Origin of the sequence: Deinococcus sp. (genome assembly GCF_025362455.1) — a bacterium.
In the GTDB taxonomy this organism is placed as follows: domain Bacteria; phylum Deinococcota; class Deinococci; order Deinococcales; family Deinococcaceae; genus Deinococcus.
The window spans coordinates 1-12,525 of record NZ_JANYGJ010000029.1 but is presented as its reverse complement, the minus strand read 5'-3'; the positions used below and the strand labels follow the sequence as shown (position 1 = coordinate 12,525).

The following is a 12,525-nucleotide window of genomic DNA, read 5'->3' as shown; positions in this document are numbered from 1 at the left end:
CTGCACGGCGGCGGCACCAGCTTGATCGTGGTGACGCACGACCTCGCGGTGGGGGCGCGGGCGAAGCGGCTGATTACCGTTCGGGACGGCCAAGTGGTCGGGGACGCGGCGCAGGGCTGAGGCGGGACTGAAGCAGTGTGGGGTGGGGACGGTGCCCAGTGGCCCCCTCTCCCGCAGGGGGCGAGGGGTCAACAACACCTAGCAATTTCCTTCGTCCTCGTGCAACTTTTAAACAAAACATTGTCACCCTGAAGGAAGTGAAGGGTCTGCTGAAATGGACACTTCGCTACGCTGAGTACAGCGTTCTGGAAATTTCGTTGCCCTCGCCCCCTGCGGGAGAGGGTCGGTGCAACGCACCGGGGAGAGGGGGTGACGGGGCAGATTTCATTGCATAACTTACAGAACGCTGTGCTGAGGGTGACCACGCTTTCAAGGTGAGCGTAATCAGGATGCCAGGCTTGTGCGCCCCTCAAATCCCCTTTCGCCGCGCCGCCTCGATCAGATGCGGTTTGAGTAGATACCCGAAGCCTGCGCCGTCCAGCCGCAGGATCAGCCCGTTGACCGACAGCCCCGCCGACTGCGCCGCGCTCTCCAGATGCCAGTCTGCCGCCGCCAGCAGCCCCAGCAGCCAGCCCCGTTCGCTCTGGGCGCGGCTGAGCTGGAAGGTCTTGAGGTACAGCAGCTCGCCGTCGTCCCGCGTCAGGCACTCACCGATGGTGTTGGTCTGCTCCAGGTTCAGGTCGGTCATGAAGCGTTCCAGACGCATCCCGCCCACGTCGTAGATCTTCTGGCGGCTGAGTGGTCTGCCCACCAGGTCGCCCAGCATGCTCGTGTGCGCGAAGTCGGCCCAGTGCTGCCGGGCACCGTCCAGCGCAATTCGGAGGTCGGCCAGCGTGCGGGCCTGGCTGGTGTCCGGAGTGGCGCCCAGTTCCGGTGAGTGCGAATACAGCAGGGCGTAGCGCCCGATCAATTCGCCGAAATAGTCGCTCAGCAGCGTGTAGTGCAGGGCGCGGTAATCCTGACTGGACGGCACCACGAAGGCGCTCGCCAGCTTGTCGGCCACGTAGACCAGCACGCCGACCTGACCGTCGTGAATCTCGAAGGTCTTCAGCGCGTCCTCGAAGCCGGGCAGCGCGGCGCCGGGCACCGCCGACTCGGAGCGCTCTCCCAGCCCCTGACTGAGCACGGAGCGGCTGTACTCCTTCCAGGCCACCTTGGGGCCGCCGAAGTGCAGCGCCAGGAAGCCTTCGAGCGCCAGGTGCAGCGGCAGCATCCGCAGCGCGTTCTTGCTTTCGCGCTTCACCATCCGGTGCAGCGTGTTCACCGAGAACCAGCCGACGTCCTGCGTTTTGCCGTCGGTCTTCTTGAGCTGCGAGCCCATCGCGCTCTCCAGCTCGTCGCCCTCACCCCAGCGCAGCACCAGGCCGTGCGGGACGAAGGCCCAGTAGTCGCTGCCGTCGTTGAGCTGCACGCGCCCGATCTGCTCCCGGTAGCGTCGCAACTCTAAGCGCACGTCGCGGCACTCGCGCTGCCGGATCAGCGGGATCAGCCGCACGCCGCCGCAGACCTGGGCCGGGGCGACGCTCAGGCCATTCAGGTGCAATGCGGTGTCTGGGATGGTCATACGTTCTCCTTGAGGGCAGGACTCAACACCCGCAGCAACGCTTCAAGGCTCAGCTCGCCCGACACGAAGCGGGCGAAGTCCAGCACCGCCGCCAGGTTCTCGCCGTCGCGCAGGCCCAGCGCGGGCAGGTCGGGCGAGAGTCGGCGCACCTCCAGCCGCTCGGCGTCGAAGACCGGATTGAGATGTACGATGCTCGCCCGGCCACCGAGGCGCCGGTAGCCTGCCAGCACCGGCTCGAAGGCGCCCGCCGGGTCGTTTTCCACGCCGTCGGACACGATGATGACCGTCTCAGCGCCCCAGTCCAGCGCGTCCAGCAGGCGTTCGGTGACGTTGCTCTGGCCGCGTGCGTGGACCAGCAGATCGTCGCGGACCTGGGAGGTCCAGAACGGCTGATACGTCGTGCCACTCTGCGCTTTCAGCAGCAGATGCACCGCCCAGGCCAGCGCCAGCGGACGACCCCGCCGCTGCTCCGAGCCGCCCGACGAATACGAGTTGTCGAGCACCGCCGCCACCCGCCCGGACAGGGCAGGCCGCGCCCGGACCGCGCCGCAGGCTTTTTCCAGCCAGCCCTCGATCTCGGCGCGGCGGGGAAACCGCTCGTCCAGACTCAGGCTCAGCAGATACACGCACAGCTCGGTGAGGCTCAGTCGGGCGGGATTGAGCGCCACTTTGCCGCCGCCCGCCGATTGCAGGCGCAACCGCTCACGCTCGGTCATCTGCGGCTCGATTTTTTTCAGGAACTGTGAGCGCTCGATGCCGTGCCTGGCGGCGAAGACCTCGGCCACCGAGTAGGGCAGCTTGTACAGCGCCTCCTGGCTGAAATGCGCACTCCGGTACGCTTCGAGCAGCGGCGTCTGGAAGGCGGCGAAGGGCGTGTGGCCGCCCTGTTTGCTGACTTTCAGCGGCTCGAACAAAAAGCGTTCCAGCTCGCCAGCAGGCCGCGTGCCGTCCGGGGCGGCGGGCAGGGCGGTGCGAAGGTCGACGTGCGCGTGGATCACGGCAGAGCGCAACTTGGAGCGGTATTTCACGGCGTCGAACGCCAGGTTCTTGCGCGAGACGGCAAAGTCGCGGATCGTCGCCCGCGTCCGGCGGTTGTTCACCCCGGCTTCCCGCAGCCGCTCGAACAGCTTCCAGACGCGCTGGGGCGGTAAGGTTTTGAGGGCAAGGCGAATCAGCTCGTTCTCGCTGGGGCGTAACTCGTCTGGGCAGAACTTGCCGCTGGCGAGCAACTGGAACACGATTTCGGCTTGGTTACGGTGGTTGATTCCGGCGCTCAGGCAATGCGCGTACAGCGAGCGGTAATTGCCGCAGACGTATTCGTGCAGGAATGCCAGCGAATACTGCTGCTCCAGGGCCGCGCTGTAGAACTCCTTCTGGCCGGTGCCCACCGCGCAGGCATTCACGAACAGGGCGAGGTCTTCACGGGTGATCTGGTCGGGGGTCGGCATAGTGGGTTCCTCGGTAGGCAACAAAAACTGTGGGCAACAAAAACAACCCGCACCGGGGAAGAGAGGCACGATGTGAAGGTCAAAGTTGAAGTTTGTTTCGGGAATCGCGTCGAAGTCCCACAGCCTGGATTGTGCGTCCACTCTAGCGCAGCAACTGACCGCTGACCATAAGCCGGGTGGCGGGGTGAGGAAGAGGGTCGCTCGCCCCGCCATTCAGCGGACGCTGCCCCGGTTTGGCGCTGTCAGACTGGCCGGATGCCCCTTCCGCAACGCTTTCTCGTCATCGGCACGTCCGGCAGTGGCAAAACGACGCTGGGGCGCCGGGTTGCCGCCGCGCTCAATATTCCCCACGCCGAGCAGGACACCTGGAACCACCTCTCCGGCTGGCAGGAAGCTCCACTGGAGGAGTTCCGCGCCGAAGTCGAGCGTTTCACGGCTGGAGAGCGCTGGGTCATGGACGGCAATTACAGTAAGGCCAGAGACATCGGCTGGCCCAGGGCCGATACGCTGGTGTGGCTCGATTATCCGGCCTGGACGGTGTTCTGGCGACTGCTGCGGCGCACGCTCAGGCGCATGGGCACGCTGGAAGAATTGTGGAACGGCAACCGCGAGGAGTGGAGTACGTTGTTTTCAAAAGACAGCATTATCGCCTGGTTCTTCCGAACCCACTGGAAACGTCGCCGCGAAACACCCGTCCAGATCGCCGAATATCCACATCTGAAGGTGATCCGGCTGCGGCGTCCGCGAGAGGCTGAAGTGTGGGTCGGGGAGTTGAGAGGGCGATAGGAAGCGATGGTGTTTGTCAGACGCGCCGAAACGGCCCGAAAGGGTGACAACAGGCTGAATTCACTGCCCCAGCGCCAATTGCTCTACGCCCGCTCCACCCGCACCATGGCCCCCGATTTCGGCCTCAGCGTGATGCTCGGCAGCATCTCCAGCGGCCCACCCTTGGTCGGCGTCAGGCGGTACTCGCGCAGCACACTCGCCGCCACGACGCCCGCCTCCAGCAACGCGAAGTGGTTGCCGATGCACTGGCGCGGGCCACCGCCGAAGGGCATGAAGGCGGCGGGCACGCGCCCGAAATCCAGAAAGCGCTGCGGGTCGAACACCTCCGGGCGCTCCCAGTGGTCGGGGTGGCGGTGCATCACATACGGGCTAATCATCACGCCGACGCCCGCTGGGATGCGGTAGCCCGCCACCTCGTCTTCTTCCAGGCACCATCTGGGCACCGCCCAGGCCGGGGGTGACAGCCGCAATGTTTCGGACAGGCAGGCGTCGAGTAGTTTAAGGCTGCGAGTCTGCTCCGATACGGGGCCAGAGAGGGCTCGCGCTTCGGCCTGCACGGCATCTAGCCACACTGGATGCTGACCCAGGAACCAGAATAGCGAGGTCAGCAGACTGGCTGTCGTCTCGTGCCCGGCCAGAAACAGCGTCATCACCTCGTCGCGCAGTTGCTCGTCGTCCATTCCGGCGCCCATGTAGGTGCCGAGCAGGTCTTCACCCCAGTGCTCATCAAGTGCGGCGCCAGTCTGCTGTATCTGGATGCGGCGCCCGGCGATCAAGCGGTCCACCACGGCCTTCAGCGCCCGCTCGCCCCGGACGCCCCGCACCACAGCGGGCGTGAAGATCTCGAAGCTCAGCGGATTGCGGGTGCGCGTCACGGCCCGCCCCAGCACCGACGGCATGGCCCGCTCGACGGCCTGATAATCGGCCTGGGCCAGCTCGGTGCCGAACAGGGCGCGCAGCACGATGCCCAGCGCGGCCTCCATCATCACCGGGGCGAGGTCGAGCGGCGCCCCAGTGCGGGCGGCGGCCTCCAGGCGCGGCAGCAGCACGGCGCGGGTCACCTCTTCCATGCCAGACGCCATAGCGGCCAGTCGGGTACGGCTGAACGACGGCTGGGCCAGTCGCCGCTGCGAGAGCCACAGCGGTCCCTCGGCGGTCAGCAGCCCGTTGCCGAGGAGTGAGCGCAGCAGTTGATGGCCCCTGCCCTTCATGTACTGCGCCGCGTGGTCTTGCAGCACCTGCTTGGCGCCCTCCGGTGAGCTGATCAGGATGACTGTGCCCTGCCCGAACGGCAGCGTCACATAATCCCCGAAAATCTCGCGCTGGCGCATGAAAAATGGCAGTGGCGCCCGGCTCAACTCTGGCAGAATACCCAGCTTCGGCACCCCACGCGGCCCCGGCGGCAGCCCGATGGGGTTGACGGGGAGGCGCGGGCGAGCGAGTGGGCCGACGGTGGGGGAGTGGGCAGAAGGGGAGTGGGTCATGATGTCTCCTACAGAAACTGCCGGTGGTCGGCCAGCATGCAGCGGTTCTGAATGACCTCGATGCCGAGTTTGCTCAGCTCGGCGGCCACGGCGTCGTCGCGGATGCCGAGTTGCAACCAGACGACTTTCGGTGGTGGGCTCATCGCCAGGATGTCGGCCAGGTGGTCTTTCACCTTGTCGCTGCGGCGAAAGATTTCTACCACGTCAATCGGTACGTTCAGCTCGGCCAGGCGGCTCAGCACCGGATGCCCGAAGGCCGAGGCGCCCCGTGAGGCCAGCGCTGGGTTGATGCCGTAGACCTTGTAGCCCTGCCGGTCCAGATATTCCGGCACGTAATGGGCCGGTTTGATCTCGTCCGGGTGAAAACCGATCACCGCCACCGTTCTGGAGTCGCGCAGCACCCGCACCACGTCCTGGGTAGCTGTCAGGACGGTCATACCCGCCCTCCCGATGCGGCCACGGCGGCGAAGGCGGTTGCGGCGGCGTCCAGCGTCCGGTCCAGGTCCGCCTGGGTGTGGGCGCCGGACACGAAGATGCTCTCGAACTGCGACGGTGCCCAGTAGATGCCCTGATTCAGCATCGACTGAAACCAGGTGCTGAAGGCGGCGGTGTCGGAGCGGGCGGCCTGGCCGTAATTGCCGATCTCGGTGTCTTCGCTCGCCCCCGCCGGTAAAAAGAACGCCGTGAGCATGCTGCCGACCTGATTGACCCGGATCGGTACGCCCGCTGAGTGCGCCCGGACGCGCAGGCCCCCTGCCAGCGCGGCGGTGTAGCGGGTCAGGCGCCCGTAGATGGCCGGGTCGCGCTCCAGCTCCTGCAAGGTCGCCAGGCCCGCCGCCATCGCCAGCGGATTGCCGCTCAGGGTTCCGGCCTGGTAGACCGGCCCCACCGGCGAGACGAAATCCATGATCTCGCTTCGGCCACCGTAGGCGCCCACCGGCAGGCCGCCGCCGATGATTTTGCCCCAGCAGGTCAGGTCCGGCTTCAGGCCGAGCTGGGCCGCCGCGCCGCGAATCGAGAGGCGGAAGCCGGTCATCACCTCGTCGGCGATCAAGAGCGCCCCGGCATCCTGAGTGCGGCGCAGCGCTTCCAGAAAGTCTCCGCGCGGAATCAGCACCCCGGCGTTGCCGACAATCGGCTCGAAGATGACGGCGGCGATCTCGTGGCCGCGTGCTCGCATCAGTTCATCGAGCCCTGCGGCGTCGTTGTAGTCGGCCACCAGGGTCAGGGCGGCGTATTCAGGCGGCACCCCGGCGCTGCTGGGCGCGGCCTGGCCGAGTAAGTCGGCGTTGGTCATCAGGCCGCTGCCCGCCTCGACCAGCAGGGCGTCGGCGTGGCCGTGATAGTTGCCGCGAAACTTGAGGGTGTACTTGCGGCCCGCGCTATTCGGCTGGTCGCCGCTCTGGGCGCTGGCGTACCCCCGCGCCAGCCGCAGGGCGCTCATGGTCGCCTCGGTGCCGCTGGACACGAAGCGCACCTTGTCCACCCCGGTCAGGCGGGTGACCAGTTCGGCCAGCCGCACCTCGCGCTCGGTGGGGGCGCCGAAGCTGGTGCCGGAGGGCAGGGCGTCCATGATGGCCTGCCGCACCGCCGGGTGGTTGTGGCCCAGAATCATCGGTCCCCACGAGCCGATGTAGTCGAGGTAGGTCTGTCCGTCCGCGTCGGTCAGGGTGGCGCCGCTTGCGCTGGCGATGAAGCGCGGGTGGCCGCCCACCGATCTGAAGGCCCGCACAGGCGAGTTCACGCCGCCGGGAATGACCTGCTGGGCACGCTCGAAGAGAGCCTCAGACTGGGCGGTAGCGGAAGGCTGCTTGGAGGTCAGCGTCATGACTCTACGGTACGACGCTGGGCCGTGAGTGAAGATCGGGTAGGGCACATAAAAGCGAGCGGAGATGTGCAGGTGAGCGAATACCTAAGCCGGGCGAAGCTATAGAGCAGATGTCATAAAAAGACCCTTTTTATGACCGAGCGGAGCGAGTAGTTTTGACTGAGCAGGACGCAGAATGGAGGCGCGGGGAGGCTGTTTTCCCCGTGGCGTAATTCGGAGTACTGCTCTAGGCCGATGTCCAGCCGCAGCGTCACGGTGTCGCCCTCGGCCAGCTTCTCCGCTTTCCGCACCTCATCCTTGAGCGGCACAAGGTACTGGCCGTCCTTGGGAAACAGAGAAGTCTTCCATTCGGTTTCGCCGATCCGCATCCGCACCGGAATCATGCCCCAGCCGTAGCTCACGAGCTTGGCGGCGGCTTTGATGGCTCGGCATTCCTCTTCTGGCACCCTCACGAAGTAGTAAGGCGACGGCCCCGCCCAGTGCCAGATGATACCGCTGAAGGTAAGGCTCATATGCTCAGGCTTCCGCTGAACCGTCGATCTCGTCCACCACGTCTTCCTCGATCACATCGGCCAGCGGTTTCTTCACCTTGCCCAGCTCCTTGACGCGCCCGGAAAACAGCCGCGTGACTTCCTGGTAGTTGGGGTGTGAGCGCACGTCGCCGACCGGCACCGGGGCCGCTTTCGGAGGGGCGCTCTGGCGGGCTGGGGGCGGCGGGGCGTCGTCCAGGGTGCGGGTGTCAATCATTCCCAGACCGCTGTTCGGCATCGGCGCCGGGTGACTGGCTGCCGGTTTCGCTGCCGGAGCCGTGCTCATCTCGCTGCCCGTGCTTACCTCACCGCCCAGGTCGTCCCAGTCGGGCTCCTCGCTGATCGGCTCCAGCGGAATGTATAGCTCGCGGGTGCGGGTGTTGGCCGGGGTGGGGTTGAAGGGCGGCAGGTCTGGTGCGTCCACAGCGTCGGCGGCGTGAAGCTGCGTCGGTGCGGGTTCGTCTGGCAGCGGCGCGGCGGCGGCGTCATCGGGCGAAGGGCGGGGCGGACGCACTTCCGGCAGCGTGGGGAGCGGGTTTTCGTCAGCCTGCATAGCGCTGGTCTGAACGGGGCTAATCTGAACGGGACTACTCTGAATGGGCGCCGCCGCTTTCGGAGCCCGCCGGGTCGGCGAGAAGTCGGGCAGCTCGTCCGGGGCGGGAGACGTGGGGATTGGGGATTGGGGAGCTGCTGGCGGCGTCGGGTCAGGCTGGGGCGCGGGCACCTCGTTCCCTGCCTCCGGGTTACCTCTATCCGGGCCGCCGAGTTTTTGCTTCTTGTTCAGCTCCGGCGAGATCAGCTCGAAGGTCACGGGGCCGAAGACCCGGCTGACCAGGGCGCCCACCTCATCGAACTTTTCATACACCTGTTTGGCGTGGAATTTGCCGCGTGCGTCGTAGCTCAGGCTGACGTATCCGGCCTCGGCATGCATCCGGGCAGGCTTGAGAAAGGCCCGCATCTGCATCTTGGCCGCGCTAATCACGTCGGCCCAGTCACCTGTAGATACGGCGCCAGTAGGCGCGGCAGCGCCAGCCGGGGTTTCCGCACGAGATGGAGCCTGTGAGGTCGGCTGCACAGCGGGAATCTCGTCCTGAACCGAGCCGCGAGTCTGGACTGCTACTGGCCCCGCCGCCCTGAGCGCGCTGACCTCCCGTTCCAGCCGGGATAAGCGGGCGGCGTCGTCCGGGCTGAGTCCGGCTGCCTGAGTCTGGCGGGGCTGCGGCGCCGTCCCCTGGCTGGCTCCCTGGGTGGGCGCGGCCTGCACGCCCTCCCCGGCGATCAGCGCGTGGGTCAGGGCCAGTTCCAGGCTGAGCTGATCGGCGCCCCGGCTGAAGCGCGACTCCTGGGCGTCCAGCGCGGCCTGAAGGCGCAGCAGTCTGGGAATATCGGCCCCCGTCGGCGTGGCGCCGTCCAGGCCCAACTCGGCGTGCAGGGCGGTGCTCAGAGCCTGCACCAGCCCCTCGACCACCGTGCGGGCCGCGTAGCCGTCCCAGTAGAGCGCCGCCGCCCCGGCCAGCAGCGGCCCGGCGTCCAGCTCGATCAGCGCCTGGGTCATGGTGTTCAGCCGCTCGGAGGGCGGCAACCCCAGCGCGGTTTCCACGCCCCGTAACGTGATGGCCTGACCCGCCGCCAGCATCCGTTCGAGCAGGCTCTCGCCGTCGCGCATGGCGCCGTCGGCCAGGCGGCCAATCAGGTTCAGGGCTTCGGGCTCGGCCTGGGCGCCTTCCTGGGCCACCAGTCCGGTCAGCTTTCCGGCGATTTCCGGGGCGGTCAGGCGGCGAAATCGGAAGTGCTGGCAGCGCGACAAGATGGTCGGCAGAATCTTTTCGGGCTCGGTGGTCGCCAGAATGAAAATGACGTGCTCAGGCGGCTCTTCCAGCGTTTTGAGCAGCGCGTTGAAGGCGGCGCGGCTCATCATGTGGGCCTCGTCGAGAATGTAGATCTTCTTGCCGCCGCGCATCGGGCTCAGATCCACCTTGCCGCGCAGGTCGCGCACGTCCTCGACGCTGTTGTTGCTGGCCGCGTCGATTTCCAGCACGTCGGGGTGGTTGCCGGAGCGCACACTCAGGCAGCTCTCGCACACGCCGCAGGGCCGGTTGTCACTCGCCGTGCAGTTGGCGCTCATGGCGATCAGGCGGGCGGTGGTGGTCTTGCCCACGCCGCGCGGCCCGGAAAACAGGTAGGCGTGCCCGATGCGCCCGGCCTCCAGGGCGGCACGCAGCACATCCTTGACCTGCTCCTGCCCGACCACCTCGTCCCAGTGAATCGGTCTGGCCCGCTGATAAATGGCGCTCACGGCTGCATTCTAGTGCCGCGCCGGGGGCAAGCGCAGTGAGGCCGGTCAGGGTGGAGGAGGGGGGCTGCTGCCCTCTGGTCTGGACGAAGGCCCGCCCGCGCAGACAGTGCCCTCACCGCTCCGCGTGTGCCACGAAGCGTCCGTCCGCCGTGGCCGTGAAGCTGATCGTCCCGCTCACGTCGCTGCGCCAGATTCGTGCCCCGGTCTGCCGGTAGAGGTCCAGCGTCCTGGCATCGGGCAAGCTGCCCAGCGTCGGTGCCCTGCCCAGTGAGAGCACGACCGCTTCGGGCCTTACCGCCGCGAGCCAGGCCGCCGTCTCGCCGCGCCTGATTCCCTGATAAATCTGCACCGGGCCATACGCCGCCTCGCCGCCCGCCTTCAGCCAGCCTGGCACGGTCTCCGGTCCGTTCTCGCCCGTCAACAAGGCCCGGAACTCGCCGTAGCTCAGCAGCAGGCCGGGTGTGCCGTTCGGGCTGTCGAGCACGCGCAATTTGACGCTGCCGAGGCTGGATAGTCCCCTGGGTACGGGTCTCACACCCGTCCAGCTCGCCGGAACTGCGCCGCCCGCGATCAGCAGATCGGGCCGCTTCACGCCGTACTTGCCCAGCAGGTCCGGCCCACTGTCAGCCAGGCCGTAGAGCAGCGTTCGTCCCTCCGGCGAGGTCAACAGCACCGTGCCCGGACGGGTATCCAGAAAACGTAGGTGCAGTTGCCCGGCGCCTTGCAGTGGCCCAGTGCCCGGCACGGCGGCGTGTGGCCCCGGCAGCAGAAACCGTGCCACCGCTGCCGCCAGGATCACCAGCACCAGCAGGGCGAGGCCGAGCTTGTCCCCTGAGTGACTGCCTGAGTTATGTCTGGACGGGGCTTGGCGGCGTTTGCCCTGCGCCGGTCCGGATGATGAGACAGACTTCGGAGCGCTGCCGGGTTTGCCTTCGGCGGAGGCGGCAGCTTTGGCCGGAGCAGGCTGGCGAGTCGTCTTGCCGTCTCTGCTTCGCGCCTTCGGTGGTGTGCCCGCCTGCGCTGACCCTGTTTGCGCTGCTCCAGTTTGCGCTGCTCCCTTGCCGGTCCGGGCGACCCGCTCCAGCACGGCCCGGCCCGCGTCGTCCGGCTGAGGGTTGACCGTCCTGGGTTTGCGCGGCTTGCCAGCGTCACTCATGCCTGGGCGGCGCCCTGATATTGCCTGTTCACAGAATCAGCATACCTAACTTCGCCCTGGACCGAAAGCGGTGCCCCAGATTCGCGCTCAGTACCCCAGATGCCTGACCACCCCCCCCTGACTCACCAGCCAGTCGGTCAGGGCGCCCACCGCCGCCTTGACGCCGGGCGTGATGATCGGCCCGCCGAACTTGCCCAGCCGCACCAGCACCGTGCCGCCAGGGCGCCGGGTGACGTTGATGAGCACTTCCTGGGTCAGCTCGCCCTCCACCACATGCGCCAGCACCGTGAACTCGTCGCGCCGGACGCTGCGGTAGGCGTCCAGCAACACGACGGTATACGGTTCCTGGCCGGGACCGCGCACCGCCTGGCGCGAAAAGCCCTGAAACTCGAACTCGGCGGGCAGACTTTCCAGAACGGCGTGTGGCACGGTATTCTCCTGTGAAATCTGGTCTGGTAGGTCTTGATCTGGATAGTGGCTCAGTGTGCCGCCCGGAACCTCCGGCTGCTCGGTGCCCACGAAGCGGGCGTGTTGGGCGCTGAGGCCCAGGTTCTGCCACTTGAGGGCGTATTTGGTGTGCAGCGCGGCGTCGGGCGGGGCGCCTCGCTCGGTGCGAATGACACCGCTGAGCTGCGCCTCCCGGCAGGCGAACTCGAAATACTCGTCGTGGTCGGTGGTCAGCAGCACGGCCCCGCCGGGTTTCAGGCGACTGGCCGCCAGCCGGAAAAAGGCGGCGCTCAGCAGCCGGTGGTCCTCGTGCTCGGCCTTGGGCCAGGGGTCGGGAAAGTTGACCACGATGGTGCTCAGTGAATCTGGCGGCACGGCTTCGCGCAGCAGCGGCGTGGCCGGGAGCTTGCTCAGGTGGGCGTTGGAGATGCCTGCGGCCCGCAGCCGGTTGGCCGCCTTGAGCAGACTCACGCCGCTGAGTTCCGCACCCAGGTAATTGGGCGCCTCGCTGAATGTCTGCGCGTGCTGAGGCCAGAAGCGCCCGTCGCCAAAACCCACTTCCAGCACCCAGGGCCGCCCCGGCGTGCTGGGGTAGAGCCGGGCCGCGCTGTCGGGAAAGTGGAAGTCTCCCAGCCGGAGAATCACGCGCCCTCCGTGAGTTCGCTCGCCAGCCGGGCGGCGGCGTCCAGCACAGACGAGTAGTTGTGCTCACCCGGAGTGCAGCGGCCCAGCGCATAGCCCCGGTCAAGGCGTTTCACCTTGAAGCCTTTGAGTTCGCCGGGGGCGATCACCTGAAAGCGGACCTCGTAGCCGGGACCGTCACGGGCGGGCACCTCACCGCTGGCGTAGCTCAGAAAAATACCGTGCGCGGCCAAGTCGTCGGCCAGGAAGTCGTAGGCGACCTCGCTCAGCCGCCCGGCGTCCTC

The 12,525-nt window shown here is 67.1% G+C and carries 10 protein-coding genes and 1 pseudogene; 1 reads left to right on the top strand and 10 read right to left on the bottom strand.

From position 1 onward, the window contains the following. Nucleotides 1-469 precede the first annotated feature (469 nt). Together Q0R23_RS01830 and Q0R23_RS01825 are read right to left on the bottom strand one after the other, a co-directional pair. Complete coding sequence (locus Q0R23_RS01830) at nt 470-1,624, bottom strand: hypothetical protein (protein WP_293909761.1); 1,155 nt, start codon at nt 1,622-1,624, stop codon at nt 470-472. Continuing rightward, on the bottom strand, nt 1,621-3,072 hold the full coding sequence (locus tag Q0R23_RS01825) for a hypothetical protein (RefSeq protein WP_293909759.1): 1,452 nt from the start codon (nt 3,070-3,072) through the stop codon (nt 1,621-1,623). The genes Q0R23_RS01830 and Q0R23_RS01825 overlap by 4 nt, the downstream gene beginning before the upstream one ends. Before the next feature lie 255 nt (nt 3,073-3,327). On the opposite strand from Q0R23_RS01825, the gene Q0R23_RS01820 reads away from it, so the two are divergent. Continuing rightward, nucleotides 3,328-3,858 (top strand): adenylate kinase, encoded by a 531-nt coding sequence (locus Q0R23_RS01820; RefSeq protein WP_293909757.1) that lies wholly within the window; start codon nt 3,328-3,330, stop codon nt 3,856-3,858. Between the two features lie 83 nt (nt 3,859-3,941). Here Q0R23_RS01820 and Q0R23_RS01815 read toward each other — a convergent pair whose 3' ends face one another. The 8 genes and pseudogenes from Q0R23_RS01815 to Q0R23_RS01780 form a co-directional block, all read right to left on the bottom strand. Then, complete coding sequence (locus Q0R23_RS01815; RefSeq protein ID WP_293909755.1) at nt 3,942-5,342, bottom strand: cytochrome P450; 1,401 nt, start codon at nt 5,340-5,342, stop codon at nt 3,942-3,944. An 8-nt stretch (nt 5,343-5,350) separates the two neighbouring features. After that, on the bottom strand, nt 5,351-5,779 hold the full coding sequence (locus Q0R23_RS01810) for a CoA-binding protein (protein ID WP_293909753.1): 429 nt from the start codon (nt 5,777-5,779) through the stop codon (nt 5,351-5,353). After that, on the bottom strand, nt 5,776-7,170 hold the full coding sequence (hemL, locus tag Q0R23_RS01805) for a glutamate-1-semialdehyde 2,1-aminomutase (protein WP_293909751.1): 1,395 nt from the start codon (nt 7,168-7,170) through the stop codon (nt 5,776-5,778). Before hemL ends, Q0R23_RS01810 begins: the two co-directional genes overlap by 4 nt. A gap of 113 nt (nt 7,171-7,283) precedes the next feature. After that, entirely contained in the window at nt 7,284-7,682 is a 399-nt protein-coding gene (locus Q0R23_RS01800; RefSeq protein ID WP_293909749.1) for a DUF1905 domain-containing protein, read from the bottom strand. A 4-nt stretch (nt 7,683-7,686) separates the two neighbouring features. Beyond that, nucleotides 7,687-9,996, bottom strand: a complete 2,310-nt coding sequence (gene dnaX, locus Q0R23_RS01795) for a DNA polymerase III subunit gamma/tau (RefSeq protein ID WP_293909746.1) — start codon at nt 9,994-9,996, stop codon at nt 7,687-7,689. Nucleotides 9,997-10,108: 112 nt separating this feature from the next. Then, entirely contained in the window at nt 10,109-11,152 is a 1,044-nt protein-coding gene (locus Q0R23_RS01790; protein ID WP_293909743.1) for a hypothetical protein, read from the bottom strand. An 87-nt stretch (nt 11,153-11,239) separates the two neighbouring features. After that, nucleotides 11,240-12,244 carry a tRNA (guanine-N7)-methyltransferase gene (locus tag Q0R23_RS01785; protein ID WP_293909740.1) on the bottom strand — a complete coding sequence of 335 codons (1,005 nt, stop codon included), beginning with the start codon at nt 12,242-12,244 and terminating at the stop codon, nt 11,240-11,242. Continuing rightward, nucleotides 12,241-12,525 (bottom strand): annotated as a pseudogene (locus tag Q0R23_RS01780) (tRNA uridine 5-carboxymethylaminomethyl modification protein GidA); the annotation flags it as partial. The gene Q0R23_RS01785 and the pseudogene Q0R23_RS01780, both read right to left, overlap by 4 nt.

Bases quoted from the DNA above. Each gene is read 5' to 3' on its own strand.
- Q0R23_RS01830 (WP_293909761.1), bottom strand. From the start codon at position 1,624: ATGACCATCCCAGACACCGCATTGCACCTGAATGGCCTGAGCGTCGCC.
- Q0R23_RS01825 (WP_293909759.1), bottom strand. From the start codon at position 3,072: ATGCCGACCCCCGACCAGATCACCCGTGAAGACCTCGCCCTGTTCGTG.
- Q0R23_RS01820 (WP_293909757.1), top strand. From the start codon at position 3,328: ATGCCCCTTCCGCAACGCTTTCTCGTCATCGGCACGTCCGGCAGTGGC.
- Q0R23_RS01815 (WP_293909755.1), bottom strand. From the start codon at position 5,342: ATGACCCACTCCCCTTCTGCCCACTCCCCCACCGTCGGCCCACTCGCT.
- Q0R23_RS01810 (WP_293909753.1), bottom strand. From the start codon at position 5,779: ATGACCGTCCTGACAGCTACCCAGGACGTGGTGCGGGTGCTGCGCGAC.
- hemL (WP_293909751.1), bottom strand. From the start codon at position 7,170: ATGACGCTGACCTCCAAGCAGCCTTCCGCTACCGCCCAGTCTGAGGCT.
- Q0R23_RS01800 (WP_293909749.1), bottom strand. From the start codon at position 7,682: ATGAGCCTTACCTTCAGCGGTATCATCTGGCACTGGGCGGGGCCGTCG.
- Q0R23_RS01790 (WP_293909743.1), bottom strand. From the start codon at position 11,152: ATGAGTGACGCTGGCAAGCCGCGCAAACCCAGGACGGTCAACCCTCAG.